Origin of the sequence: Thermus parvatiensis, from assembly GCF_001535545.1 — a bacterium.
Taxonomy (GTDB): domain Bacteria; phylum Deinococcota; class Deinococci; order Deinococcales; family Thermaceae; genus Thermus; species Thermus parvatiensis.
In genome coordinates this window covers 930,861-956,027 of record NZ_CP014141.1, presented here as the reverse complement: position 1 = coordinate 956,027, position 25,167 = coordinate 930,861, and the positions used below count along the sequence as shown (strand labels likewise).

Annotated in this window: 20 protein-coding genes and 5 pseudogenes; 13 read left to right on the top strand and 12 right to left on the bottom strand. The window is 68.2% G+C overall.

Translation table 11 applies throughout. The features are described 5' to 3' along the window. Positions 1-7 precede the first annotated feature (7 nt). The 4 genes from AV541_RS05320 to ruvC are packed head-to-tail and all read left to right on the top strand — an operon-like array spanning position 8 to position 3,415. Positions 8-592, top strand: coding sequence for an FtsQ-type POTRA domain-containing protein (locus AV541_RS05320; RefSeq protein WP_008632515.1), 585 nt, complete (start codon positions 8-10; stop codon positions 590-592). Then, a complete protein-coding gene (ftsA, locus tag AV541_RS05315) occupies positions 589-1,833 on the top strand; it encodes a cell division protein FtsA (RefSeq protein WP_060384422.1) in 1,245 nt (414 codons plus the stop codon). The genes AV541_RS05320 and ftsA overlap by 4 nt, the downstream gene beginning before the upstream one ends. Positions 1,834-1,842: 9 nt before the next feature. Further along, positions 1,843-2,901: a cell division protein FtsZ gene (gene ftsZ / locus AV541_RS05310; RefSeq protein ID WP_060384421.1), complete on the top strand. Its 1,059-nt coding sequence runs from the start codon at positions 1,843-1,845 to the stop codon at positions 2,899-2,901. 13 nt (positions 2,902-2,914) lie between these two features. Beyond that, on the top strand, positions 2,915-3,415 hold the full coding sequence (gene ruvC / locus AV541_RS05305) for a crossover junction endodeoxyribonuclease RuvC (protein ID WP_060384420.1): 501 nt from the start codon (positions 2,915-2,917) through the stop codon (positions 3,413-3,415). A 13-nt stretch (positions 3,416-3,428) separates the two neighbouring features. Here ruvC and AV541_RS05300 read toward each other — a convergent pair whose 3' ends face one another. Then, positions 3,429-3,914 (bottom strand): adenosine diphosphatase, encoded by a 486-nt coding sequence (locus AV541_RS05300; protein ID WP_008632519.1) that lies wholly within the window; start codon positions 3,912-3,914, stop codon positions 3,429-3,431. Between the two features lie 57 nt (positions 3,915-3,971). On the opposite strand from AV541_RS05300, the pseudogene AV541_RS05295 reads away from it, so the two are divergent. Then, a pseudogene (locus AV541_RS05295) lies at positions 3,972-5,104 on the top strand (CofH family radical SAM protein). Here the strand turns inward: AV541_RS05295 and AV541_RS12270 are convergent. The 3 genes from AV541_RS12270 to trpB form a co-directional block, all read right to left on the bottom strand. Continuing rightward, positions 5,101-5,349, bottom strand: coding sequence for a hypothetical protein (locus tag AV541_RS12270; protein WP_244880458.1), 249 nt, complete (start codon positions 5,347-5,349; stop codon positions 5,101-5,103). The pseudogene AV541_RS05295 and the gene AV541_RS12270 sit on opposite strands and share 4 nt — an antisense overlap. 307 nt (positions 5,350-5,656) lie before the next feature. Beyond that, entirely contained in the window at positions 5,657-6,454 is a 798-nt protein-coding gene (gene trpA / locus AV541_RS05285; protein ID WP_060384419.1) for a tryptophan synthase subunit alpha, read from the bottom strand. Then, positions 6,451-7,668: a tryptophan synthase subunit beta gene (trpB, locus tag AV541_RS05280; protein WP_060384418.1), complete on the bottom strand. Its 1,218-nt coding sequence runs from the start codon at positions 7,666-7,668 to the stop codon at positions 6,451-6,453. The genes trpA and trpB overlap by 4 nt, the downstream gene beginning before the upstream one ends. Before the next feature lie 76 nt (positions 7,669-7,744). Here trpB and thyX point away from each other — a divergent pair, with 76 nt between their 5' ends. Further along, entirely contained in the window at positions 7,745-8,557 is an 813-nt protein-coding gene (thyX, locus tag AV541_RS05275; protein ID WP_060384417.1) for an FAD-dependent thymidylate synthase, read from the top strand. Here thyX and ligA read toward each other — a convergent pair. Beyond that, on the bottom strand, positions 8,554-10,575 hold the full coding sequence (gene ligA / locus AV541_RS05270; protein WP_060384416.1) for an NAD-dependent DNA ligase LigA: 2,022 nt from the start codon (positions 10,573-10,575) through the stop codon (positions 8,554-8,556). The two genes, thyX and ligA, sit on opposite strands and share 4 nt — an antisense overlap. A 72-nt stretch (positions 10,576-10,647) precedes the next feature. Between ligA and AV541_RS05265 the strand changes: the two genes are divergently transcribed. From AV541_RS05265 to AV541_RS13545, 3 genes and pseudogenes are all read left to right on the top strand, one after another. After that, positions 10,648-11,835, top strand: a complete 1,188-nt coding sequence (locus tag AV541_RS05265) for a BMP family lipoprotein (protein ID WP_060384415.1) — start codon at positions 10,648-10,650, stop codon at positions 11,833-11,835. A 160-nt stretch (positions 11,836-11,995) separates the two neighbouring features. After that, a pseudogene (locus tag AV541_RS13550) lies at positions 11,996-12,636 on the top strand (ATP-binding cassette domain-containing protein); the annotation flags it as partial. 255 nt (positions 12,637-12,891) lie between these two features. Then, the gene (locus AV541_RS13545) at positions 12,892-13,680 is read left to right on the top strand and encodes an ATP-binding cassette domain-containing protein (RefSeq protein WP_420855392.1); all 789 of its coding nucleotides are present in this window, start codon (positions 12,892-12,894) and stop codon (positions 13,678-13,680) included. Positions 13,681-13,684: 4 nt separating this feature from the next. Here AV541_RS13545 and AV541_RS05255 read toward each other — a convergent pair whose 3' ends face one another. The 4 genes and pseudogenes from AV541_RS05255 to AV541_RS05240 all read right to left on the bottom strand — a co-directional run bounded on the left by AV541_RS05255 (position 13,685) and on the right by AV541_RS05240 (position 17,093). Next, on the bottom strand, positions 13,685-14,614 hold the full coding sequence (locus tag AV541_RS05255) for a hypothetical protein (protein WP_060384414.1): 930 nt from the start codon (positions 14,612-14,614) through the stop codon (positions 13,685-13,687). Continuing rightward, complete coding sequence (locus AV541_RS05250) at positions 14,615-15,475, bottom strand: LptA/OstA family protein (RefSeq protein WP_011228440.1); 861 nt, start codon at positions 15,473-15,475, stop codon at positions 14,615-14,617. It lies immediately after the preceding gene. Beyond that, positions 15,472-16,025 (bottom strand): annotated as a pseudogene (locus AV541_RS05245) (hypothetical protein). Before AV541_RS05245 ends, AV541_RS05250 begins: the two are co-directional and overlap by 4 nt. A gap of 45 nt (positions 16,026-16,070) precedes the next feature. After that, positions 16,071-17,093, bottom strand: coding sequence for a lipid II:glycine glycyltransferase FemX (locus AV541_RS05240; protein ID WP_060384413.1), 1,023 nt, complete (start codon positions 17,091-17,093; stop codon positions 16,071-16,073). 63 nt (positions 17,094-17,156) lie between these two features. Between AV541_RS05240 and pheA the strand changes: the two genes are divergently transcribed. Beyond that, positions 17,157-17,990: a prephenate dehydratase gene (gene pheA / locus AV541_RS05235; RefSeq protein ID WP_060384828.1), complete on the top strand. Its 834-nt coding sequence runs from the start codon at positions 17,157-17,159 to the stop codon at positions 17,988-17,990. Here pheA and AV541_RS13360 read toward each other — a convergent pair. After that, positions 17,977-18,377 (bottom strand): annotated as a pseudogene (locus AV541_RS13360) (hypothetical protein). The gene pheA and the pseudogene AV541_RS13360 sit on opposite strands and share 14 nt — an antisense overlap. After that, a pseudogene (locus AV541_RS05225) lies at positions 18,374-19,806 on the bottom strand (O-antigen ligase family protein). Before AV541_RS05225 ends, AV541_RS13360 begins: the two co-directional pseudogenes overlap by 4 nt. A 66-nt stretch (positions 19,807-19,872) precedes the next feature. Between AV541_RS05225 and AV541_RS05220 the strand changes: the two are divergent. The 3 genes from AV541_RS05220 to bshA are packed head-to-tail and all read left to right on the top strand — an operon-like array spanning position 19,873 to position 22,714. Continuing rightward, a complete protein-coding gene (locus AV541_RS05220) occupies positions 19,873-20,502 on the top strand; it encodes a hypothetical protein (protein WP_008632535.1) in 630 nt (209 codons plus the stop codon). Further along, positions 20,499-21,590 carry an LptF/LptG family permease gene (locus AV541_RS05215; RefSeq protein WP_244880618.1) on the top strand — a complete coding sequence of 364 codons (1,092 nt, stop codon included), beginning with the start codon at positions 20,499-20,501 and terminating at the stop codon, positions 21,588-21,590. The genes AV541_RS05220 and AV541_RS05215 overlap by 4 nt, the downstream gene beginning before the upstream one ends. Positions 21,591-21,613: 23 nt before the next feature. Next, positions 21,614-22,714: an N-acetyl-alpha-D-glucosaminyl L-malate synthase BshA gene (bshA, locus tag AV541_RS05210; RefSeq protein ID WP_060384412.1), complete on the top strand. Its 1,101-nt coding sequence runs from the start codon at positions 21,614-21,616 to the stop codon at positions 22,712-22,714. On the opposite strand, the gene lon is transcribed toward bshA, so the two are convergent. Continuing rightward, a complete protein-coding gene (gene lon, locus AV541_RS05205; RefSeq protein ID WP_060384411.1) occupies positions 22,711-25,128 on the bottom strand; it encodes an endopeptidase La in 2,418 nt (805 codons plus the stop codon). The genes bshA and lon overlap by 4 nt on opposite strands. Between the last annotated feature and the right edge of the window lie 39 nt (positions 25,129-25,167).

Below are 25,167 nucleotides of genomic sequence, written 5' to 3'. Positions count from 1 at the left end.
GGGTAAGATGGGCGTGGTGAAAGGCGTTCTCCTCCTCATCCTCGGGGCGAGCCTCTACGTGGCGAGCCTCGTGGCCGTCCCCGTGGAGGAGGTGCGGGTGGAAGGGCTACGCCACCTCTCCAGGGAGGCCGTCCTGCAAACCCTCCGCCTCGCTCCGGGCGACCCGTGGCTTTGGGTCTGGGGGAACAGGCTCCGGCCCCTCCTGGAAAACCCCTGGGTGGCCGAAGCCCACCTGGAAAAGCCCGCCTTGGGACAGGTGGTCGTCCGGGTGCGGGAACGCCGGCCCTTCCTCCCCCTGGAAACCGGGGACGCCCTGGCCGAGGACGGCGTCCTCCTCCCCCAAGGCGCCCCCCTCGCCCCCGGGCCCCGGGTGCGGGGGGTAGGGCCCCTCCCCCGGGAAGCCCTCCTCTCCCTGGGCCGGGCCTTCCCCCAAGCCCGGGAGATCCGCTACACCCCGGCGGGCTTCTGGGTGGAGCTGGAAGGGGCCACCCTCTTTGCCCCCGAGGCCGCGTATCTGCTAAAGTACGCCCAAACCGCGCGCCCTAAGGGGCGGGTTTTCGTGTATTCTTGGGGGGTGAGTCAGCGCCCATGATCATCGCCGGTTTGGACGTAGGCACCACCAAGGTCACCACCGTCATCGGGGAGCTCGCCCCTGACGGCGTTTTGGACATCATCGGCGAGGGCACCGTCCCCTCCCAGGGGCTGCGGCGCGGGGTGGTGGTCAACCTGGAAAGGACCACGGAGGCCATCCGCCAAAGCCTCTTCCAGGCGGAAAGGGTGGCCGGGGTCAAGGTAGAGCGGGTGGTGGTGGGCGTGGGTGGACCCCACCTCAAAAGCGTCACCAGCCACGGCCTCGCCGCCATCCGCCGCGGCCACACCATCGCCGAGGCGGACGTGGAGCGGGCCATAGAGCAGGCCAAGGCCTACCCCTTTGAAGGGGAGCTGGAGCTTTTGCACGCCCTGCCCCTGGAGTTCAAGGTGGACGGCCAGGAGGGGATCCGGGACCCTGTGGGGATGGCGGGGGTGCGCCTCGAGGTGGACGTCCACCTCATCGCCGCGGGCCGGGGTCCCCTCGCCAACCTGCGCCGGGCCGTGGAGGAAGCGGGCCTCGCCCTGGACGCCGTCTGCGTCCAAGTCCTGGCCAGCGGACTCGCCGTCCTCACCCCCGAGGAGGAGGAGATGACCGTCCTGCTCCTGGACATCGGCGGCGGCACCACCGACGTGGCCGTCTTCCGGGGGGGAAGGCTTGCCCACTCGGCCGTAATACCCCTGGGTGGGGACCATGTGACCCACGACATCGCCCAGCTCCTCAAGATCCCCTTTGAGGAGGCGGAGCGGGTCAAGCGCAAGTACGGAGCCGCCCTACCGGAGCTTGCCGACCCGGAGCTTGTCCTGGAAATCAACCAGGAGGGCGGCGCCCTGGGCGAGGTTCCGGCCCCGGAGCTCGCCCGCATCATCCGGCCGCGGATGCGGGAGATCCTCCATCTGGCGCGCCAGAGCGTGGACGAAACCCTAGGGCCTTTGGAGATCCAGGTCAACCGCGTGGTCCTCACGGGGGGCGGGGCCCTCCTCCGGGGCACCGACCTCCTCGCCCGGCAGCAGTACGGCCTCCCCGTGCGGGTGGGCAAACCCCATGGGGTCTCGGGGCTTACGGACGTGGTGGCCTCCCCCGCCCATGCGGCGGCGGTGGGGCTTGTCCGCTACGGGGCAAGCCTCCCCCTAAAGCCCCAGGAGGCGAAGCGGATTAGGGAAAAACGGGAAAAACCGGAGGAAAAGCCCAAGGGCGAGGGGCTTTGGGCCAGGATCAAGGAGTTTCTGAGCAACCTGTTCTAGGAGGGGGGTATGGAAGGAGCGGTCATCAAGGTCATTGGGCTTGGGGGTGCGGGGAACAACGCGGTGAACCGCATGATTGAGGCGGGGCTATCCGGCGTGGAGTTCATCGCCGCCAACACGGACGCCCAGGTACTGGCCAAGAGCCTCGCCGACCACCGGATCCAGCTCGGGGAGAAGCTCACCCGGGGCCTCGGGGCCGGGGCCAACCCCGAGATCGGGGAGAAGGCGGCCCTCGAGGCCGAGGACCTCATCGCCGAGGCCCTGGAGGGAGCGGACCTCGTCTTTATCACCGCAGGCATGGGGGGCGGCACGGGGACGGGAAGCGCCCCCGTGGTCGCCGACGTGGCCAAGCGCCTCGGGGCCCTCACCGTGGCCGTGGTCACCCGGCCCTTCAGCTTTGAGGGCCCCAAGCGGATGCGGGCCGCCGAGGAGGGCATCAAAAAGCTCAAAGAGCGGGTGGACGCCATGGTGGTGGTCCAGAACGACCGCCTCCTCTCCGCCGTGGACAAGAAGATGACCTTAAAAGACGCCTTCCTCATCGCCGACCGGGTGCTCTACCACGGGGTCAAGGGCATCACCGACGTCATCAACCTCCCCGGCCTCATCAACGTGGACTTCGCCGACGTCAAGGCCCTCCTGGAAGGCGCGGGCCAGGTGCTCATGGGCATCGGGGCGGGCCGCGGGGAGAACCGGGTAGAGGAGGCGGCCAAAAGCGCCATCATGAGCCCCCTTCTGGAGCGCTCTATTGAGGGCGCCAAAAGGCTTCTCCTCAACGTGGTGGGCTCCGAGGAGCTCTCCCTCATGGAGGCCGCCGAGGTGGTGGAAAGGATCCGGGAGGCCACGGGCCACGAGGACGTGGACATCCTCTACGGGGTCACCTACGACGAAAGGGCCCAGGACGAGCTTAGGGTCATCCTCATCGCCGCAGGCTTCGCGGAGAGCACCGTGGTGCCCCGCCCCGCCCGCCCCGTGGACTTCCCCACGGGCCACGTGGACCTCACGAACTACGACATCCCCGCCTTCATCCGCTACGGGGACGGGGACTACCCGCCCAGGCGGGGCAACTGAGCCTCCTCTTCCCGTGATCGTGGCCGGCATAGACCCCGGGATCACCCACCTGGGCCTCGGGGTGGTGGCGGTGGAGGGGAAGGGGGCTCTCAAGGCCCGCCTCCTTCACGGGGAGGTGGTCAAGACCTCCCATAGGGAAAAGGCCGAGGCCCGGGTGGGCCGCATCCACGCCCGGGTCCTAGAAGCCCTCCACCGCTTCCGGCCCGAGGCGGTGGCGGTGGAGGAGCAGTTCTTCTACCGCCAGAACGAGCTCGCCTACAAGGTGGGCTGGGCCCTGGGGGCCGTCCTGGTGGCGGCCTTTGAAGCGGGGGTACCCGTCTACGCCTACGGCCCCATGCAAGTAAAGCAGGCCCTGGCAGGGCACGGCCACGCCGCCAAGGAGGAGGTGGCCCTCATGGTCCGGGGCATCCTAGGCCTGAAGGAGGCCCCGAGGCCAAGCCACCTGGCAGACGCCTTGGCCATCGCCCTGACCCACGCCTTCTACGCCCGCATGGGCACGGCGAAGCTCCTTTAAAAGCACCCAAAGCTTAAAGCTTGTACCCCAGGCGCCGAAGGAGGTCCTTGCGCCAGGCCACCTCGGCCTCGTCCTCCACCCCCAGGGGCTTGAACCCGTCCATGACCCCCAGGATGGCCCGCTGCTCCCCCTCCTCGGCCACCACCACCTTGAGGGGGTTGGCGGTGGCGGCGAAGATCCTCACCACCTCGGGGCAGGCCTTCACCGCGTGGAGGACGTTGATGGGGTAAAAGCCCTCTCCCAACACGATGAGGAAGGTGTGCCCCGCGGCGAGGTTTAAGAGGTTTTTCACCGCCAACTCGGTGAGCTCGGGGTCGGTGCCCGAACGCCGGATGAGGCGCTTGCCGCTGGCCTCGGAGAAGGCGAGGCCGAACTTGATCCCGGGCACGGCGGTAACCAAGGCCTCGTGCAGGTCCTCCACCGTCTTGATGAAGTGGGCCTGGCCCAGGATGACGTTGAGGTTCTCGGGCTTCTCTATGGGAATAAGCTTGAGTTCCATGCCCCGATTTTACCGAAGGCCACCTTAACACGGGAAAACGGGTGTAGGATAAAGGCCATGGACGTCCTGGAGAAGGCCGTGGCCGGGGAGAGGCTTTCGGAGGCCGAGGTGCTGGCCCTCTTTGACCTTCCCCTCCCAGAGCTGGCCGCCGCCGCCCACGAGGTGCGGCTTAAGAAGACCGACCCCGAGGTGGTGACCTTCCTCATTGACCGGAACATCAACTACACCAACGTCTGCACCGTGGCCTGCGCCTTCTGCGCCTTCTACCGCACCAAGAGGCAGAAGGACGCCTACACCCTGAGCTACGAGGAGATCGGGAGGAAAGTGGAGGAGCTCTACCAGGTGGGGGGCAGGCGGATCCTCATGCAGGGCGGGGTGAACCCGGAGCTTCCCCTGGAGTGGTACCTGGACCTCCTCCGCTACCTCAAAAGCCGCTTCCCCGACCTCCGCATAGACGCCTTCAGCCCGAGGAGATCCTGGGCCTAGAACGCCTCACGGGCCTTAGGGCGGAGGCGATCCTGGAAAAGCTAAAGGAAGCGGGCCTGGACGGCCTGCCCGGGGCCGGGGCGGAGATTTTGGTGGACGAGGTCCGCCTGAAGGCAGCCCCCGCCCGGATCCGGACGGCGGACTGGTACCGCATCGTGGACGCCGCCCAGGCCCTGGGGCTTTACACCCTCGCCACCATGGTCATCGGCTTCGGAGAAGGCCCCAAGGAGCGCACCGCCCACCTCCTGGGCCTTCGCGCCCAGCAGGACAGGGCCCTGGAGCGCTATGAGAACGGCTTCGCCGCCTTCGCCCTGTGGACCCTTCAGGTGGAGCACACCCGCTTAAAGGGCAAGGCCCCAGGGGCCACGGCCCACGAGTACCTGAAGACCCTCGCCATCGCCCGCCTCGCCCTGGACAACTTCGTCCACTTCCAGGCCTCCTGGCCCACCCTGGGCTTCAAGGTGGCCCAGGCGGCCCTCTACTACGGGGCCGACGACTTCGGGAGCACCATGCTGGAGGAGAACGTGGTCTCGGCGGCCGGGGGGCACGGCCGCACCCACGCCACGGTGCGCCAGATCGTGCGCCACATCGTGGACGCGGGGTTTAAGCCGGCGGAACGGGACCCCCTCTACCGCATCCTCCGCTACCCCGACGCCGAGGCCATCCTCAGCGAGCCCGAGCCCGTAGAGCTCCCCCTCGCCTAAGGGCAGTTCCCCGAGCGGTAGAGGTCGTAGTCGGTGTAGACCGAGGCCTGGTAGGGGTCGCCCCCCTTCTGGGCATCGTAACCGTTCCAGCCGTGCTTCACCTTGAGGGTCTTGGGGCTTCCCACCCAGTAGAGCTTGGTGCCGGAGCCGTTGGCGTAGAGGAGGTACTTGCTGCAGGTGTCCCCCAAGACCGCGTCGCCGCGGCTGTAGCGGCCGTTGTTGTCGTCGTCCCGGTAGGCCACCACCCGATAGCTCCCCTCGCTGGCCTCCGGGGGAGCTCCATCAGGTAGCCCTTGGTGAGGCTCGGGTCTTTGATTTCCAGCTGGTTGCTGTAGTCCACCTGCCCCTCCGTCGTGAGGCCCACCAAGGCCAGGCGCAGGCCCTGGACCACGCCGGACCAGTCCCCCTGGAACTCTCCGGAGACCTTAGGCCCCCAAAACCTGGAATAAGCCCACAGGCTCCGAGGAGGAGGCCGCCTGCCAAAACTAAAGGCCACTGCCGCATGGGTTTGTCCTCCAGGGCCCAGGGTAGCGGCTTTTTATTAAAACGAAGTTAACCTTCTCTCAAGCCGGGGTTGGCCTCGAGGCGCTGGAGGCCCTGGCGGATCTCCTGGAGAAGGGGCGCAAGGGGCCTCCCTTCTTCCAAGGCCCGGACCAAGGCGCTTCCCACCACCACCCCGTCCGCCACCGCTGCCTGGGCGGCGGTCTTTCGGCTGGAGACCCCAAACCCCACGGCCACGGGGAGAAGGGTCTTGGCCTTAATGCGGCGCACCAGGTCCTTCACCTCCTCGGGTAGCCTCTCCCGCATCCCCGTGACCCCGGTGACGGAAACGGCGTAGACGAAGCCCGTGACGTAGGCCGCCACGGTGGCGATGCGGGCATCCGTGGAGGTGGGGGCGAGGAGGAAAACCGTCTCCAGACCGATCTCCTGGGCGAGGCGCACGAGGCCTGGGTCCTCGTCCGGGGGAAGGTCAGGGAGGATCACCCCCGTGGCCCCCGCCTGCTTGAAGAGGCCGAAGAAGCGCTCCGGCCCCCAGGCCAGGACAGGGTTCAGGTAGGTCATGAGGAAGAGGGGTTTTTCCGTGAGGGCGCGCACCTCGCGGACGAGCTCCAAAGCGCCCTGGACGCTCATCCCCTTCCTCAGGGCCACCTCGCTGGCCCTTTGGATCACGGGGCCATCCCCGAGGGGGTCAGAGTAGGGAAGGCCGATCTCCAGAAGGTCGGCATAGGGCAGGACCTCCTCCACCGCCTGCAAAAACCCCTCCCGGCTGGGGAAGCCTGCGGTGAGGTAGGGGATGAGGGCGGCCCGGCCCTCAGACCTGGCCCTGGCAAAGGCCTCGAGGGTGGTCACAGCTCCCCTCCCAGAAGGCGCATCACCTCGGTCACGTCCTTGTCTCCCCGGCCGGAGAGGTTGATGACCACCACCTGGTCCTTGTCCATCTCCGGCACCACCTTGGCGGCGTAGGCGATGGCGTGGGCCGACTCCAGGGCGGGGATGATGCCCTCGAGGCGGGCCAGAAGCTTAAACCCCTCCAAGGCCTCCTTGTCGGTGACGCTCACGTACTCCGCCACCCCGGTGTCGGCGTAGTAGCTGTGCTCCGGCCCCACCCCTGGGTAGTCCAGCCCGGCGGAGACGGAGTGGGCCGGGGTGATCTGGCCATCGTGGTCGTAGAGGAGGTACATGTAGCTCCCGTGCAAAACCCCCCGCTTCCCTGCCCCAATGCTGGCCGCATGCCGCCCGGTGGAAAGCCCCTCCCCCGCGGCCTCCACCCCGATCAGGCGGGGCCTTTGGCCCTCGGGCAGGTAGGCGAAGGGAGCAAAAAGGCCGATGGCGTTGGACCCGCCCCCCACTGCGGCGATGAGGGCGTCGGGCAGGCGGCCGAAAAGCTCCAGGCTTTGCCGCTTCACCTCCTCCCCGATCACGCTCTGGAAGTCCCGGACCATCATGGGGTAGGGGTGGGGCCCCACCACTGAGCCAAGGATGTAAAAGGTGGTGCGCACGTTCGTGATCCAGTCGCGGATGGCCTCGTTGGTGGCGTCCTTCAGGGTGCGGCTCCCCGCGGCCACGGGCCGGACCTCGGCCCCCAAAAGCTTCATGCGGAAGACGTTTAGGGCCTGCCGCCTCACGTCCTCCTCCCCCATGTAGACCACGCACTCCATGCCGAAAAGGGCCGCCACCGTGGCCACGGAGACCCCGTGCTGCCCCGCCCCCGTTTCGGCGATGACCCGCCTCTTGCCCATGCGCTTGGCGAGAAGGGCCTGGCCCAGGGTGTTGTTGATCTTGTGGGCCCCGGTGTGGAGGAGGTCCTCCCGCTTGAGGTAGACCTGGGCCCCACCCCAGTACTCGGAAAGCCGCTTGGCGTGGTAAAGGGGCGTGGGCCTGCCGGCGAACTGCCTGAGGTAGTGGGCAAGCTCCTCCAGGAAGGCCGGATCCTTCTTGGCCTCCCGGTAGGCCGCCTCCAGCTCCTCCAGGGCGGGGATCAGGGTCTCGGGCACGTACCGCCCCCCGTAGGGGCCGAACCGCCCCCGGGCATCGGGCAGGGGAAAGTCGGGTAGGGTCAGCATGCTTCGCTCCTAAAGGCGCCTCGCGCCAAGACAACTCCCATCCTACCCCGGAGGGGCCTCCCGGTAAACTCGGGGGATGGAAGGGCCTCTCGCGATCCCGGTTTTGGACAAGGGCTTCGTCCGCCTGGTGGATCAGATGGGGGACGACCGCGCCATCGTCCAGGCGGCCCGGGTCTCCTACGGGGAAGGGACGAAGACGGTGCGGGAGGATGCCGCCCTCATCGACTACCTCATGCGTCACCGCCACACGAGCCCCTTTGAAATGGTGGTCTTCAAGTTCCACGTCAAGGCCCCCATCTTCGTGGTGCGGCAGTGGTTCCGCCACCGCACGGCGAGCGTCAACGAGGTTTCGGGGCGCTACTCCATCCTCAAGGAGGAGTTCTACGAGCCCGAGGCCTTCCGCAGGCAGGCGAAACGAAACAAGCAGGCCTCGGAAGGGGCCCTCTTGGACGAGGAGGCCTTGGCCCTCCTAAGGAAGGTGGAGCAGGAGGCCTACGGGGCCTACCGGGCCCTTCTGGAGAAGGGCGTGGCCCGGGAGATGGCCCGGATGGTCCTTCCCCTGAACCTCTACACCCAGTTCTACTGGAAGCAGGATCTGCACAACCTCTTCCACTTCCTCAAGCTCCGCCTCGCCCCCGAGGCCCAGTGGGAGATCCGCCAGTACGCCAAGGCCATCGCCGAAATCGTCAAGGAAAGGGTCCCCCTCGCCTGGGCCGCCTTTGAGGAACACCTCCTGGAAGGAGCCTTCCTCTCCCGCACGGAGCTTAGGGCCCTAAGGGGCCTCTTGACCCCCGAGGTCTACGAGAAGGCCCTCTCCTCCTTGGGCCTTGGGGGAAGCCGCCTGAAGGAGGCCCTGGAGAAGGTCTTCGGGCCCGGGGAAGCCCCTTAAACGAGCTCCTCCACCTTCTTCCCTGTCCGCGCCTCCAGGAGGCGGTAGAGTTCCTCCTCCGTCAGGGTAGGGACCCCGAGGGAGCGTGCCTTTTCCAGCTTGCTCCCCGGGTTTTCCCCCACCACCAGGTAGCTCGTCTTCCGGCTCACGGAGTCCGTCACCTTGGCCCCAAGGCGCCTCAGGAGGGCCTTCACCTCTTCCCGGGGGCGGGAAAGCTCCCCGGTGATGACGAAGGTGAGCCCTTTGAGGGCCTCGCCCCCCTTCTCCTTGGCCTCCATCTCCACCCCTGCCTCCTTAAGCCTCCGCACCAGGTCGCGGAAGGCGGGGTCCTTTAGGGTCTCCAGGATGGCCCTCGCCGTGAGCTCCCCCACCCCCTCCACCTGCAAAAGCTCCTCCAAGGAGGCTTCTAGGAGACGGTCCATGCTCTGGAAGCGGGCCGCCAGGTTCCGGGCCAAAACCTCCCCCACCCCGGGAAGCCCCAAGGCGTAAAGAAGGCGCTCTAGGCCCCGGTGCTTGCTCGCCTCTATCTGGCGGAGGAGGTTCTCTGCGCTCTTCTCCCCCATGCGCTCCAGGCCCAAGAGGTCCTCTTTTCTCAAGCGGTAGAGGTCGGCCACGTCCTTGACCAGGCCCTTTTCCAAAAGCTTCTCAATGAGCTTCTCCCCCAGGCCCTGGATGTCCATGGCCTTGCGGGAGGCGTAGTGCCGGATGGCCTCAAAGCGCTTGGCGGGGCAAAGGGGGTTGGGGCAGCGGTGAACCTTCCCCTCCTTAACCAGGTGGAAGCCGCACTCGGGGCAGGTCTCGGGCCAAACGATGGGGCGCTCCTCCCCGGTGCGCCTCTCCTTGAGGACCCGGATGACCTCGGGGATGACCCCGCCCGCCTTGTGCACCAAAACCCAGTCCCCGATGCGGATGTCTAGCTCCTCTATGTAGCTCTCGTTGTGCAGGGTAACCCGGGAAACCTCGCTTCCCTCAATGAAAACAGGCTCCAGGATCCCCACCGGGGTCACCCGCCCGGTGCGCCCCACCTGGAAGACCACGTCCAAAAGCCTCGTCTCCTTCTCCTCGGCAGGGAACTTGTAGGCGATGGCGAAGCGGGGGGCGCGGGCGGTGTAGCCGAGCTCCCGCCAAAGGGAAAGATCATCCAGCTTCGCCACCACCCCGTCCGCCTCAAAGGGAAGCGCTCGCCGCTTCTTCAGCCAGTCCTGGTAGACCTCTTCCACCCCTTCCGCCCCCAAGGCCCGGGTAAAGCCGTGCTCTACGGGAAAACCCTTCTCCTTGAGCCAAAGGAGAAGCTCGTACTGGGTTTGAAGCCCGCTTTCCTCCAGCCCAAGCCCAAGGGCGTAAAAGGTGGCCCTTAGGCCCCGCTTGGCGGTGATGCGGGGGTCCTTCTGCCGTAGGGAGCCCGCCGCCGCGTTCCTGGGGTTTTTGAAGACCTTCTCCCCCTTTTCCTCCAGCTCCTCGTTGAGGCGGAGGAAGGCCTCTATGGGCATGTAGACCTCGCCCCGGACCTCGAGGCGCTCCGGCACCCCTTTGAGCCTCCTCGGGATGGTGGGAATGGTGAGGAGGTTTTGCGTCACCTCCTCCCCCACCTCCCCGTCCCCCCGGGTGGCCCCCCAGACCAGGACCCCGTCCTCGTAGTAAAGGTTCACCGAGAGGCCATCCACCTTGTGCTCCACGGTGTAGGCAAAGGGGCCTTCCCGCCCCAAGGCCCGCCCAATCCGCTCCTCAAAGGCCTTGAGCTCCTCGAAGCTGAAGGCGTTGTCCAGGGAATACATGCGGGTGGGGTGGCGGATGGGGCGGAAGGTGGACTCCAAAGGCCTTGCCCCCACCTGCTCCGTGGGGGAGTCCGGGCTTTTAAGCTCGGGGAAGCGCTCCTCAAGCTCCTTAAGCTCCCTAAAGAGCCGGTCGTACTCGGCGTCGGAGATCTCGGGGTCCGCCAGGACGTAGTAGCGGTAGTTGTGGTAGCGGATGAGATCCCTGAGCTCGTTCACCCGCTTCCTCGCCTCTTCCAGGGTCATGGCCCTAGTCTACCTTGGGCTATACTTGCCTTTGGAGACAGGGGCGCATCCCCTATCCCGAAAGGAGGCGTTATGAGGAGGCTTTTGTGGTTGCTCACCCTAGGCGCGCTCGCTGTGGCCCTTACGGCCTGCCCCAGAAAAGCGGAGGAGCAGGCCGGCGCGGAGGCGGCTCCGACTGAGGAAACGAGCCTTCCCGGGGCCAACATCCGGGTGGGGCTTGCCTTTGACGCCGGCGGCAAGTTTGACCGCTCCTTCAACCAGTCCGCCTGGGAAGGAGCGCAACGGGCGGCCCAGGAGCTTGGCGTCCAGATCTTTGACTTTGAGCCCGCCGATCCCTCCCAGGTGGGCCAGGGCATCCGCACCTTCGCCGAGGAAGGGTTTGACTTGGTGATCGGCGTGGGCTTCGCCAACGAGCCCGCCATCACCGCCACCGCCCAGGAGTTCCCCAACGTGAAGTTCGCCGTGATTGACGCCGTTCCCGGGGAGGGCAAGCTTCCCAACGCCTTGGGCGTGGTCTTCCGGGAGCACGAGGGGAGCTTCCTCGTGGGCTACGTGGCGGGCAAGCTCTCCCGCACCGGCGTGGTGGGGTTCATCGGCGGCATGGACATCCCCCTCATCCACAAGTTTGAGGCGGGCTTCCGCGCCGGGGCGGAGTACGCCTTCAAGGAGGACAAGATCCAGGGCAAGGTCCTGGTGGGCTACGTGGGCAACACCCCCGCCGCCTGGAACGACCCCGCCAAGGCCAAGGAGATCGCCTCCAGCCAGGCCCGTCAAGGGGCGGACATCATCTACGCCGCCGCCGGCGGCTCCGGCCTCGGCCTCATTGACTTCGTGAAGGAGGAGATGTGCCTCAGGGAAGGCGGGGCCGTGCGCTTCGTGCGCGAGGACCGCTTCGCCGGCGTGCCCAAGTACCCCGCCTACGAGGAGAAGTGCGGCGAGGGCACCACACCCCTCTTCTTCATCGGCGTGGACTCCAACCAGAACTATCTGGGCGACACCGACAACGACCCCACCACCCTCAACCACGGCCTGACCTCCATGGTCAAGCGGGTAGACGTGGCCGTGTACGACACCATCAAGAGCGTCGTGGACGGCACCTTCCAGGGCGGGGTCAAGGACCTGGGCCTCGCCGAGGACGGCGTGGGCTACGCCCTGGACGAGTACAACCAGGCCCTGATCCCCGAGGAGGTGAAGGCCCGCCTCGAGGAGCTGAAGCAGGCCATCATCAACGGGGAGATCCAGGTGCCCGAAACCCGGTGACGACTCCCCGCTCTGAAGAGCGGGGCTTCGCGGTTCTCATGGGACAGCCCACGCCGCCCCTGTCCCCGCAGGCTCCGTCCGAGCCCAGAAAAAACCTTGACTCCGTATCTGGGAGGTGGCGTTTCAGCACAGACTCTCCCACGGAGAATTATACCACAAAATGACCGCTCACCATGCTTTGCCGCCAAAACCGGGCGGCGTGGGGGAGTCCATGTATCCCCGGTTTGGTCACGGGCAGAGCCCGTATCTTGCAAACCGGGGGATTATAGCTCCCCCACACCCCCTCTTTCCGCTAAGGGGGCTTTGGGCTGAAGGCCGGGGCCTTCTGGCCCCGGTTTTCCCGTATACTCCTGGCGTGGCGAAGGCCCTGGTCCTCAAGGACATCACCAAGCGCTTCCCCCTGGTTCTGGCCAACGACCGCATCAGCCTGGACCTGGAGTGGGGCGAAGTCTTGGCCCTGGTGGGGGAAAACGGTGCCGGCAAGTCCACCCTGATGAAGATCGTCTACGGCCTTCAGCCCCGGACGCCGGAGAAATGTGGGTGGACGGGAAGCCCTATAGGCCTAAAAGCCCTCTGGACGCCATAGGGGCCGGCATTGGCATGGTCCACCAGCACTTCATGCTGGTGGAGCCCTTCACCGTCTTGGAGAACCTGGTTTTGGGCCTGGAACCGGGAAGCCCCCTTTTCCTGGACCTCGAGGCCGCCCGAAAGCGGGCTGAGAAGCTCATGGAGGAGCTGGGCTTTGAGGTCCCCCTGGACGAGAAGGTAGAGAACCTCCCCGTGGGGTTGCAGCAGCGGGTGGAGATCCTCAAGGCCCTCTACCGGGAGGCCAGGATCCTCATCCTGGACGAGCCCACGGCGGTCCTCACTCCCCAGGAAGCGGAGGAGCTTTTCCGCTTCCTCCGGGCCTACGTGGCAAGGGGCAACGCCGCCATCTTCATCAGCCACAAGCTGAAGGAGGTGCTGGAGGTCTCCGACCGCATCACCGTGATTCGGGACGGCAAGGTGGTGGGCACGGTACGCACCAAGGAGACCAGCCTGGAGGCCCTGGCCCGGATGATGGTGGGCCGGGAGGTGGTGCTCAGGGTGGAAAAGACCCCGGCAAGGCCTGGGGAGGTGGTGCTGGAGGTGGAGGGCCTCGAGGCCCCGCCCCGCCTCAAGGGGGTAAGCTTCCAGGTGAGGGCCGGGGAGATCGTGGGCATCGCCGGGGTGGAAGGCAACGGCCAGACCGAGCTCGTGGAGGCCCTTACCGGCCTAAGGCCCTTTAAGGGCAAGGCCCTCCTCCTGGGCCGGCCCCTTCCCCCTTCGGCCCGGGGGGTCCGGGACCGGGGGGTGAGCCACGTGCCCGAAGACCGGCTCGCCCGCGGCCTCATCCTGGACTTCTCCGTGAAGGAGAACGCCATCCTGGGGGACCAGCACCGCCCTCCTTTCCGGGGCTTTTTGGGCTTCTTGGACGACCGAGCCGCCGAAGCCCACGCCAGGAAGCTCGTGGAGGCCTACGACGTCCGCCCCCGCTCCACCGCCCTCTCCGCCCGGCGCTTCTCCGGGGGGAACCAGCAGAAGATCGTGGTGGGGCGGGAGCTCCTGCGCAGGCCCCGCCTCCTCATCGCCGCCCAGCCCACCCGTGGGGTGGACGTGGGGGCCATTGAGTTCATCCACCAACGCCTGGTGGAGGCCCGCGACCAGGGCATGGCCGTGCTCCTGGTCTCCGCTGACCTCTCGGAGGTGCTCTCCCTGGCCGACCGCATCCTGGTGATGTACGGGGGACGGATCGTGGGGGAGCTCACCCCCGAGGAGGCCACGGAGGAAAGGCTCGGCCTCCTCATGGCCGGCATCCCCGCCTAGGGGGCTACTCCCTTAGCTCTCCCGCCACCCGCCCCAGGACCACCACCTCCCCCGTGCGCAGGGCGTAGCGCACCCGCTCGCCCCGGACGAACCCCTTCTCGTCCCGGCTTTCCACGCCGCTGAAGAGGTAGGCGTACCCCTCCTTTTCCCGCAAAAGGGCCCGCTCCGCCCGGGTGGTGCGGCCTCCCTGGACGAACTCCACATCCCCAAGAAGCCAGAGAGCGTCCTCGTCCAGGAGGTAGCGGAGGGCCTGGGCCTTGCCCTTTAGGGGCTTCTCCCCTTCCCGGCTCAAGGCCAAGGGCCCTTCCAGAAAGGCCTCCCCGGTGTCGTTGCGGTAGCGGAGCCTCACCCCCTCCACCCGGGTCGCCCCCTGGGCGAGGGCCACCGCCCCCGGGGCGGGCCGGACCTCGAGGCGCCCCTCCTCCTCCAGGTAACGGGCCTCGCCCCCGGAGAGAAGAAGCTCCTCCCTCCCTCCCCGCTCCACCAGGGCCAAAGGCCCCCGGGCCTCCACCTCCTCCCCCAGGCGCACCTCCACCCCCTTGGGGTCGTAGAGGACGAGGCGGAGGTAGGTCTTCGCCCCTTCCTCCCCCGCCCGCCTGAGGCGCATCAGGTAGGGAAGCCCCTCCCGAAGGAGGTCCTTGTTGTAGGCGGCCTCCACCCGGTCCCCCGGGGAAAGGCCCGCCTCGAGGACGCTCCCCGCGTCCAGGAAAAAGGCCCGCTCCCCCACCACCGCCCGGGAAGGGGTGAGCTCTCGGAGCTCCCCCACGTAAAGGTCCCCATAGTCGGCGTAAAAAAGGCTCCCCTCCTCCCCCGAAACCGAGGCCACCACCTGCTTGTCCTTGCGGACGAGCTCCACCTCTGGGCGGTAGACCTCCTGGGCCAGGACGAGGGCAAGGCCTAGGAGGCCAAGGAGGGAGAGCCTGAGCCAGGGCACCTACCTCTCCCCGAGCTTCTTGAACTCCTCCAGGGGCAGGCGGAAGGCGCGGCCGTAGACGCGGACCTGGTGGCGGTTCACGTTGTGGAGGAGGGTTCCCCCGGAAAGCCGGAAGCCCTCCTTCGCGTTCTCGCTCACGGCGGGCCTCCCCAAGACGATGGCCTCCCCGGTGGTGTCGTCGTAGTAGAGGCTCTCCCCGCGGGTCACGAGGTCGCCGTCCTCGAGGACCACCCCCCCGGTGGCGATGAGCCTTTTGGGGCCGGTGAGGCTCCGCACCTCCTTGGCCCGGATCCTCAGGTCCCCGTCCTTGCGCTTGCGGACGAGGACTACCTCCTTGGGGTCGGTGAAGACGGCGAGGCCCCGCTCCTCCTCGTAGTACACAAGCCCCGCCCGCCCCTCCTGGTTGCCGCTCTTGAGGAGGGCGTTTTCGCTGGTGGAGGTGTCGGTGTCCACCTGGAAGGTCATCCGGGCCGCCTCCACCTCCACGGGGTCCTCCCCGGGCTTGGGCTCCTGGCGCATGCGGGCCGGGCCCAGGAGAACCCCTTCCCCGGTGCTTTCCCGGTAGACGAGGGCGGGCCCCCGGGCCTCCACCCGGCCCCTCCGCACCACCACGCCCCCCTCAAACCGGGCCTCCCTCTCCCCCTCCGCCTCCTGCATGGTCTTCCCCTTCGGGGCGATGAGGGTGGCCTTGGGGGCGAGGATGGTGAGGTCCTTCACCCGCCCCCGCACCTCCCCCTCAAAGACCCAGGGGCCGTAGCGGAGGTCCCCGGAAAGCCGCCCTCCCTCCACCCGGATCACCCGCACCTCCGAGGCCGCGAAGACCAAGGCCATGCCCAAGAGCACCCATGCCATCCGCTTCATCCGCTTCCTCCTTCCACCTGGCAAGGTCCAAAGCTCCCCCCGGTGGGGAACTCAAACCGAGGGTTTTCCGCCTCAATCCGCTCCAGGGCGAAGTCGGAGCGGAAGCGCTCCGCCTCGCCCCGGAGGTTGGGGGCCTCAATCCGCACCCAGGGGGCCGAAAACCCCTCCTTCTGCCGGATGAGGACGTCCCCGAGGCCGGGCCGGGAAAGCTCCAGGCGGTAGCACCCCTTCAGGATCTCCACCCGGGCGTAGGGGGCCCGGAGGTTGTCCCCAGGCTCCACCACCACCTCGGGGGCGAAAAGACGCAGGTCCAGCCGCCCCTCCACGTACCGCCCGCCGGAAAGGCCCCCGCGGATGCGAAAAACCCCTCCCTCCTCCACCATCTCCTGGGCGGTGAAACGCCACTCCACCCCCTCCTCCTCGGGAAAGAGGAGGAACTCCACCCCCTCAAGCCTTACCCCGGCCTACCCTCGGGCGCCTGGGAAGGCCGGGGGGAAAAGAGAAGGAGGACAAGGAAGAGGGCTAAAAGGGGGAGGAGAAACCGCACCACGCCTACACCTTACCCACAAAGGCTTGAGAAAGATGACAAGGAGCTTCAGCCCAGCACGTCCCTGGGATTGCCCCGCACCCGGAGGTTCACCCAGGTTTTACGCAGGCGCAGGAGGGCCTTGAGGGGACGGTAAAGAGGGGAAAGGGGCAGGGCGTAAGCGGGAAACTGCACCCGCTGGCCGCCAAACCCCTCCTTGAAGCGCCAGATCCCTTCGGCATGGCTTCCCTCCGGGTTCCTCGGCACCCCCCAGAGGTCGTAGATGCGGTAGCCCCGCCCCATGCCGTGCCGGATGGCGGCGAGGTGCATGCCCATGGGGGCCTTGGCCTCGGGGTGCTTGCGGGTGCTGCCGCCGTAGAGGTAGGCCACCCGGCCGGCGAAGGCCACGAAGAGGCCCGCCGCCAGGGCCTCCCCGTCCTTCCGCGCCAGGGCGAGGAAGGCCTCCCCCGAGGGCTGGTTCATCTCCTTGAGGACCGCCCGGTAGTAGGCCTCGTCGTGCTGGAGGAGCCGGGCCCTCCGGTTGGTCTCCGTGAAGAGGCGGTAGAACTCCGCGAAGGCCTCCTCCCCCTCCACGGAAAGGGCCACCCGCTTGAGGGCGAGCCGGGCGTTTCGGCGGTGCATCTCCTTCATCCCCTTGAGGAGGGCCTCTTCGCCCTGAGTGAGGTCCAGCCAGAGGGAGTGGGCGGGCTGGATGGACTCCTCCGAAAGGAGGCCAGGGAAGCGGGGGGCGGGCAGGTGGGCAGGAAGCCCCGCCTCCGGCTCCAGGACCAGGTGGGTGGCCCGAAGGGCCCGCCCCAGGGCCCGGGCCACCTGGGGCAGGTCCTCGAGGCGGTGGAGGGCAGGCCCCCTGGGAGCGTAGGCCAGGCGCAGCCCCCCGGGGGCCGCCTTAAGGAGAACCTGGGCCGCGGCCACGGGGCCTTCGTCCCCCACGAGGAGGAAGCGGCGGGGCTCCCAGCCCGTGGTCCGCTTCACCTCCCCCCAGCCCCAGGACTGGAGGGGGCTCGTGATGGCGAAGCCCGAGACCAGGCGGTTCCACGCCTCGGGCTCTTGAACCTCGGCAAGCTCCCACACCCCTCAAGCCTACAGGGCCCGGACCCGGTCTTCCAGAAGGCGGGCCCGTGTACCATGGGAACCATGAGGATCGCCTTCCAGGGCACGGCGGGGGCCTACAGCGAGGAGGCCTTGCTCAAGGCCTTTCCCGAAGCGACGCCCGTGGGCTTTCCCACCTTTCACCAGGTCTTTGAGGCGGTGGAGGCGGGCGAAGCGGAGCTTGGGGTGGTGCCGGTGGAGAACACCACGGCGGGGAGCATCAACCAAACCTACGACCTCCTCCTGGAGAGCGACCTCCACGTGGTGGGGGAGATCGTCCACCGGGTGGAACACTGCCTCCTCGCCCCCAAGGGCACGGCGCTCAAGGACCTGCACGCGGTGAAGAGCCACCCCCAGGCCCTGGCCCAGTGCGACGGCTTCCTCGCCCGGATGCGCCTCACCCCCATCCCCGTCTTTGACACCGCCGGGGCGGCCAAGGAGCTCGCCGAGCACCCGGAGCCCGGCCTCGCCGCCATCGCCTCCAGGCGGGCGGCGGAGCTTTACGGCCTCGAGGTCCTGGCGGAAAACATCGAGGACTACCCCCATAACTACACCCGCTTCTTCGTCATCGGCCACAAGGAGCTCCCGGGGGGCCAGGGCCCCTACAAAACGAGCATCGTCTTCGCCGTCCGGCACCGGCCCGGGGGGCTTTTGGAGGCGCTCTCCGTCTTCGCCGAGGCGGGGGTGAACCTCACCAAGCTGGAGTCCAGGCCCCGGAGGGACAAGCCCTTCAGCTACCTCTTCTACCTGGACCTGGAGGGGCACCTGGAGGACCCCGGGCCCGCCCAAGCCCTCCTCCGCCTCCTCAGGCGGGTGGCCTTCCTCAAGGTCCTGGGCTCTTATCCCGCCCACGCCAACGGGAGCGTTAGCGCACCTTAAGCCCCCGCAGGAAGAGGTTCCGGTCCTCCGGAGGGGCATAGAGGTCGTTGAGGAAGGCGAGGACGAGCACGCCTTGCCCCGCGGTCCGGACCCGCACCTCCTTTAGGCCCAGGACCTCCCCCTGCCAGAGCACCCGGTCCCCCTCGGCCACCACGGCCCAGGGACCCTCCCCCTTGGCGGGGGTGCCCTCGAGGCGGAGGACCACCTCCGCCTCCCGGCAAAGGGGATCTCCACCACGCCGTTGGCGTAAAGGTCCGCCCGCTCAGGCAGAGGCCCCGGGCGGCACCCGCCAAGGGAAAAGGGCTTCGGCGCAAGCCCCCTCTCCAGCCCCCAAAGCGCTGCCCCAAGCCCCAAGGCCAAGGCCAGAACCCCCAAGGCCCACCTCACCGCCCCACCTCCTCCTCCAGGAAAAAGGCGGGCCGCAAGGCCAGGCCCCCCTCCCGGAAAAGCACGAGCACGAGCCTTTTCTTCCCCTCCCCGAGGGCCTCGGGAAGGGGGAAGCGGACGGGCTTCTCCGCCGGCCACTCCCAGCCGAGCCTCCGGCACCCCTCGGCGCAGAGCCAGACCTGGAGGCGGTACCCCTCGCCCCCTCCAGGGCCACCGCCCCTGCACCCCCCCGATCCGGGACGACGAGGTAGCGGAGGGCCGGGGGAGGCCCCTCGGGCGGGCCGCCAGGTAAAGGAAGGGGAGGGACCAGAGGAGGGCCACCCCCCCGGCAAGCCCGAGCCCCAGGGGCGCCCGCCCCCCTCGAGGCGGGCCAGGGCCATCCCCCCGAGGAGGAAGAAGACCTCGCCCCGGAAGGGGCTCGGGACGCTAAAGGGGTTGTCCACCATCCCCATCCCCAAATAGGCGGCGAGGAGGCCGAAGAGGAGGCCGTCCCCCCAGGCCCCCGCGAGGAACCCCCCGGCGAGGAGGAGAAGCCCCACCGCCCCGAAGACCCCCCCTTCCCCCAGGGCCTGGAGGAGGTGGTTGTGGGCGAAGGTCCAAAGCCCGCCCCAGGGCCTGAGCCGGTCGGGACAGGTGAGCCCCCGGGCCTCGAGGAGGGGAAAGAGGAAGCAGTCCCCGAAGAGCACCCCCCCGATCCGCTCCCCGAGGAGGTAGGGCCCCACCCCCGTCCAGGGGTGCTCCTGGAAGACCCGGTAGGCGGCGAGCCACACCCCTTCCCTCCCGGAAAGGTGGGCCTGGAAGAAGCGCTCCGTGGCGGGAAGGTTCAGGGCGAAGGCGGCGAGGAGAAGCCCACCCCCTAAGGCCAGGGCGAGAAGGCCCCGCCTGCGGAAGAGGAGGGCCGCCGCCCCGCCCACGAAGAAGCCCAGCATCCCCCCACGGCTCCCCGAGAGGAGGAGGACCGCCCCCCCAGAAGGCCCAGGAGGGCCCGAAAGGGCCAGGGGTAGCGGAGGTGGAGGGCGAGGAGGAGGCCGAGCCCCCCGAGGAAGCCGAAGCCCACGGGGCTGTGGAAGGGGTGGCTGAGCCGGGCCCGCACCGCCCCGTCCCCCAGAACCCAGTAGGTGGCGGCGAAGCCCGAAAGGTAAAGGAGGAAGAGGCCCATGCCCCAGGCCCCAAGGGCCCGCTCTGGCCTATTCAAGGCCACCCCAAGCCCCACCAGGCCGAGGACGTAGAGGAAGCGGAAGAGGGCCAAGGGCCAGGCCAAAGGCTCCGGGGCGAAGAGGGCGGGCAGGAGAAGGCTCGCCCCGTAAAAGGCGAGCAGGGCCTGCCCCCAAAGGGGAAGCCGCCGGACCCAGGGCACGAAAAAAAGGGCGAGCACGGAAAGCGGAGGAAAAAGGGGCGCCAAGGCGAGGAGGAAGGCCAAGCCGCGCACAGAGGCACTATACCGGGAAAGCCCCGCCTAAGCTTCCTTTCAGAAAGGACGGGTAGAGTAAAACCCATGAAGCGCCTGGCCTGGACCCTCCTCTTGGGCCTCGTGGGCCTCGCCCTGGGGGCCCGGTTCGCCACCTTCAGCGTGGAGCCCTTCGGGGCCCAGCGCCTGGACCTGGACACCGGCGTCACCACCCTCCCCCAGGGAGGGATCCTCACCGACAACGAGAACGGCCTCCGCCTCAAGGCGGCCTACATCGCCTACAAGGAAGGAAGCTTCGTCCGGGCCAGGGAGGTGGAGCTCCTCTCCGAGAAGGAGCGGTTCGTGGCCGCCTCCCTGGAGCACGACATCCCCAAGCAACAGGCCCTCTTCCAGGACCTCCTCTTCGCCAACGCCGACTTCCAGGACCTGAGGGCGGACCGCGCCCTGGCCCTCTTTGAGGAGGAGGTGGTGGTCCTGAAGGGGCGGGTCCAGGCCAAGTCGCCCAGGCTCCAGGCCGAGGCCCTGGCGGTGGACCTCAAGGCCCGGGAGGCCCTGGCCCTGGGGAGCTTCACCTACCAGGAGGGGAAGGCCACGCTGCGGGGCCAGGGGAAGGACGCCCGCCTCTACCTCCGCTTCGCGGGCGGGAAGGTGCAGGCCACGACCAAGCTCCCGGCCCAGGCGGCCCGCCTCGAGGCCTACGCCAAGCGCCTCCCATGATCCTCCACCGCTACCTCCTCAGGGAGAGCCTCCCCGTCCTCCTCCTCGCCCTCCTCTTCCTCACCGCCGTCTACCTCTTCGGCTTCTTCTACGCCGGGGCGAGGTGGCTTGAGGGGGTGCCCCTCCCCAAGATCCTCCGCTGGCTCTCCTACCACGTCCCCGGGATCTGGGTCCAGGTCTTCCCCATCGCCTTGGTGACCACCACGGTCCTGGTCTTCGGCAGGCTCGCCGCCGAGGGGGCCCACTTCGCCCTTCTTTCCGCCGGGATCCCCTTGGGGCGGGCGGCGCTTCCCCTCGTGGCCGTGGGGGCGGTCCTGAGCGGCCTCGCCCTCTACCTCCAGGAGTACGTGGTCCCGGAGGCCAACAACCGGGTGCGGGTGGCCTGGTGGGACGAGATCCACACCCAAGGGGCGGGCCTCTTCCGGCTCAAGGGGATGCAGATCCCCATAGGCCAGGGCAAGAGCCTCTACTTCCAGGACTTTGACATGGCGGCCAAGGAGATGGTGGGGGTGCGGATCACCGCCTTCCAGGGGGAGGTGGGGACCTTCCTCTTCGCCGAGCGGGGCACCTGGGAGGACAAGACCCTCACCCTCAAGGACTACCGCTACTACCAGGTGGACTTCGCCCAGGTGCCGGGGCTGGAAACCGCCCCCGACCTCCTCGCCCAGGTGCGCCGGGTCTTCCGGGTGGTGAGCCAGGGGAAGACCCTGGAGGTGACCTCGGACCTCTCCCGGGCCCGGGCCATCGCCGACTACGCCGACACCTTCAGCTTCGGCCAGGATAGCCTTTCGGAGGCCTGGCGGAAGCTCAAGGACCCCTTCTTGCCCCCCTTGGAGAAGTGGCGGGCGCGGCTTGAGCTCCACTCCAAGCTCGCCCTTCCCCTCGCCAACCTGGTCCTCGTCCTCCTCGCGGCGGCCATGGCCCTTCGCTACGGGAAAAGCCCTGGGCTTGCCCTGGGGATGAGCGTGGTCCTCGCCCTGGCCTACTACGGCGCCTTCTTCCTGGGCCGGGCCCTGGCCGGGATCGGGGCCCTCCCCCCGAGCTTGGGGCCTGGGGGGCCAACCTGCTCTTCCTCCTTTTGGGCCTAAGGGCCCTCCGCTAGGCTTAGGGCATGCGCCGGGAGGGGCTTCGCCTGGGCCTCGTGGCCTACCCGGGCCTTGGGGGGAGCGGGACGGTGGCCGCCGAGCTCGCCGACCGCCTGGCCCGGATGGGGCACCGGGTCTACCTCTTCGCCACGTCCCGCCCCTTCCGCCTCCCCGAGGCGAGCCCCGCGGTCCACGTCCCCGTGGACCTTCCCTACTACCCCGTCTTCCCTGGACCCCTCTACACCCTCTCCCTGGCGGGCACCCTGGAGCGGGAGGCCAGGCGGCTCGGCCTGGACCTCGTCCACACCCACTACGCCGTCCCCCACGCCGCCGCGGCCTACCTCGCCTTCGGGGAAAGCCTCCCCTTGGTCCACACCCTCCACGGCACCGACGTCTCCGTGGTGGGGATGGACCCCGCCTTCCACGGCCCCACCCGCCGCGCCCTCGAGGCCGCCCGGGCGGTCACGGCGGTAAGCCGGGCCCTGGCCCAGGAGGCCAAACGGGCCTTCGGGGTGGAGGCAGTGGTGGTCCCCAACGCCGTGGATCCGGAGCGCTTCCGCCCTAGACCTGAGCGCAAGCGGCTCTACGCCGAGGAGGGGGAGTGGCTCCTCGTGCACGCCTCCAACTTCCGCCCCATCAAGCGGGTGCCCGACATCGTCCGGGCCTTCGCCAAAATCCGGAAGCGCCTCCCCGCCAGGCTCCTCCTCCTGGGCACCGGCCCCGAGGAGGAGGAGGCCCGGCGGGTGGCGGCGGAGCTCGGCGTCGCTTCCTGGGTCACCTTCCACCCCCCCACCCCCCATCCGGAAGAGGTCCTGGGGGCGGCGGACCTCTTCCTTTTGGCCTCGGAGGAGGAGTCCTTCGGCCAGGCGGCCCTCGAGGCCTTAGCCTCCGGCGTCCCCGTGGTGGCCACGGCGGTGGGCGGGGTGGCCGAGGTGGTCACCCCCGAGGTGGGAAGGCTCGTGGAGCTCGGCGACCTGGAGGCCATGGCGGAGGCCGCCTTGGACCTCCTGGGAAGCCCCCGCCTCCCCGAGATACGCAGAAGGGCCCGGGAATGGGCCCTTCTACGCTTCCACCCGGAAAGGATCACCCGGGCCTATTTGGAGGTCTACGCCAAGGCCCTGGGCTAAGCGTGGGCCACGAGCTCCTTCCGCTTCCGCCGAGCGCTCTTCTGGCGCTTACCCCGCTCCTCCAAGGCCTTAAGGCCGCCCACCAGGGCAAGGTCCAGGACCTGGTCCAGGTGCTCCACGAAGTGGAAGGTCATGTTCTGCCGGAGGGGCTTGGGGATGTCGGCCAGGTCGGGCTCGTTGAGCTTGGGCAGGATCACCTCCCGGATCCCGGCCCGCCTCGCCCCCAAGACCTTCTCCTTCACCCCGCCGATGGGGAGGACCCTGCCTGTGAGGGTGATCTCCCCGGTCATGGCGATGTCGTGCCGCACCGGCACCTCCGTGAGGGCGGAGACCAGGGCGCTCACGAGGGCCACCCCGGCGGAGGGGCCCTCCTTGGGAATGGCCCCGGCGGGGACGTGGATGTGGATGTCGGACTTGTCAAACTTCTCCAGAGGGATGCCAAAGCGGAGGGCGTTCTTCTTGGCGTAGGAGAGGGCGGCCCTGGCCGACTCCTTCATCACGTCGCCGAGCTGCCCGGTGAGGATGAGGTTCCCCTTGCCGGGCATCACGGAGACCTCCACGAACATGATGTCCCCGCCCACAGGGGTGTAGTACATCCCCGTGGCCACCCCCACCTGGGGCTCCCGGGCCTCGGTCTCGGGGAGGAAACGGGGTGGGCCGAGGTAGGCCTCCAGGTCCTTCTCCGTGATCCGCACCCGCTTCTTGCCCTCCTCCAGGATCCTGCGGGCGGCCTTGCGCAGAAGGGCCCCGATCTCCCGCTCCAGCTGCCGCACCCCCGCCTCCCGGGTGTAGTGGGTGATGAGGCGCGTGAGGGCGGCCTCGGTCACCACCACCTGCTCGGGCTCGAGGCCGTTTTCCTTTAGCTGCCTGGGCAGGAGGTAGCGCTTGGCGATCTCCAGCTTCTCCTGCTCGGTGTAGCTGGTGAACTCAATGGGCTCCATCCGGTCGTAGAGGGGGGCGGGGATGTTCTGGGGGAAGTTGGCGGTGCAGATGAACATCACCTCGCTGAGGTCAAAGGGCACCCCCAGGTAGTGGTCCACGAACTCCTTGTTCTGGGCGGGGTCCAAGACCTCGAGGAGGGCCGCCGCCGGGTCCCCCTGGTAGGAGATGCCGAGCTTATCCACCTCGTCCAGGAGGAAGACGGGGTTCTTGGTCCCGGCTTGCCTCAGGCCCTGGATGATCCGGCCCGGCATGGCCCCGATGTAGGTGCGGCGGTGGCCCCTAATGTCCGACTCGTCCCGCACCCCACCCAAGGAGATGCGCACGTACTTGCGGCCCAGGGCCTCGGCGATGCTCTTGGCGATGGAGGTCTTCCCCACCCCCGGCGGCCCCACGAAGAGGAGGATGGGGCCCTTGTTCACCTCGTCGGGCGGGATCTCGCCCCGCTTGGCCCTTTCGGCCTTGAGCTTGCGCACCGCCAGGTACTCCAGGACCCGGTCCTTCACCTTCTCCAGGCCGTAGTGGTCCCGTTCCAGGATCTCCTTGGCCCGCTCCAGGTCCAGGTTGTCCTCGGTGCGGGTGTTCCAGGGGAGGTTGACGATCCAGTCCAGGTAGGTGCGGATGACGCTGGCCTCGGCGGAGTCGGGGTGCATGCGGGCGAAGCGGTTGAGCTCCCGCTCCACCTCCTGGCGCACCACGGGGGGGAGGTCCAGGGCCTCCAGCTTCCTGCGGAACTCCTCCACCTCCTGCTCCCCCTCCTCCCCGTGGAGCTCCCGCTGGATGGCCTTCATCTGCTCCCTCAGGAAGTACTCCCGCTGGTTGCGGTCAATCTCCTCCTTGACCTGCTGCTGGATGCGTCGCTGGGTCTCAATGAGGGCGAGCTCCGCCTCCAGGAGCACCAAAACCGCCCGCAGGCGCTCGGCCACGTTCGCCGTCTCCAGGACCCTCTGCTTGTCCTCGAGGCGGAAGTCCATGTGGAAAGCGACGTAGTCGGCGAGCTGCGAGGGGTCCTCCAGGTTCAGGATGAACTGGGCCACCTCCGGGGCCAGGTACTTCCCCTCCTTGAGGAGGGCCTGGAACTTGTCCTTGACCTCCCGGACCAGGGCCTTGACCAGAATGGGCTCCCCGGGCTCGTCGGCGAGGACCTCGCCGCGGGCCTCGAGGTGGTCCCCCAGGTCCAGCCACTCCTTCACCCGGACCCGGGCGAAGGCCTGCACCAGGACCTGGACGGAGCCGTCCGGGTTCTTGCGCATCTTCAGGATGTTGCAGGCGGTGCCCACCTCAAAGAGGTCCGAGGGCCTGGGGGTCTCCACCTCCTTGTCCTTTTGGCTCACGATGAGAAGGACCCGGTCGCGGGCCAAGGCCTCGTCAATGGCCCGGATGGAGATGGGCCTCCCGGCGTCTATGGGCATCACCATGGTGGGGTAGATGACCGAGCCCCGCACCGGGCAGACGGGCATGGTTTCCGGTAGCATGCGTTCCCTCCTTTTTTCGGCAGTTCTGTGTTCGTCCAT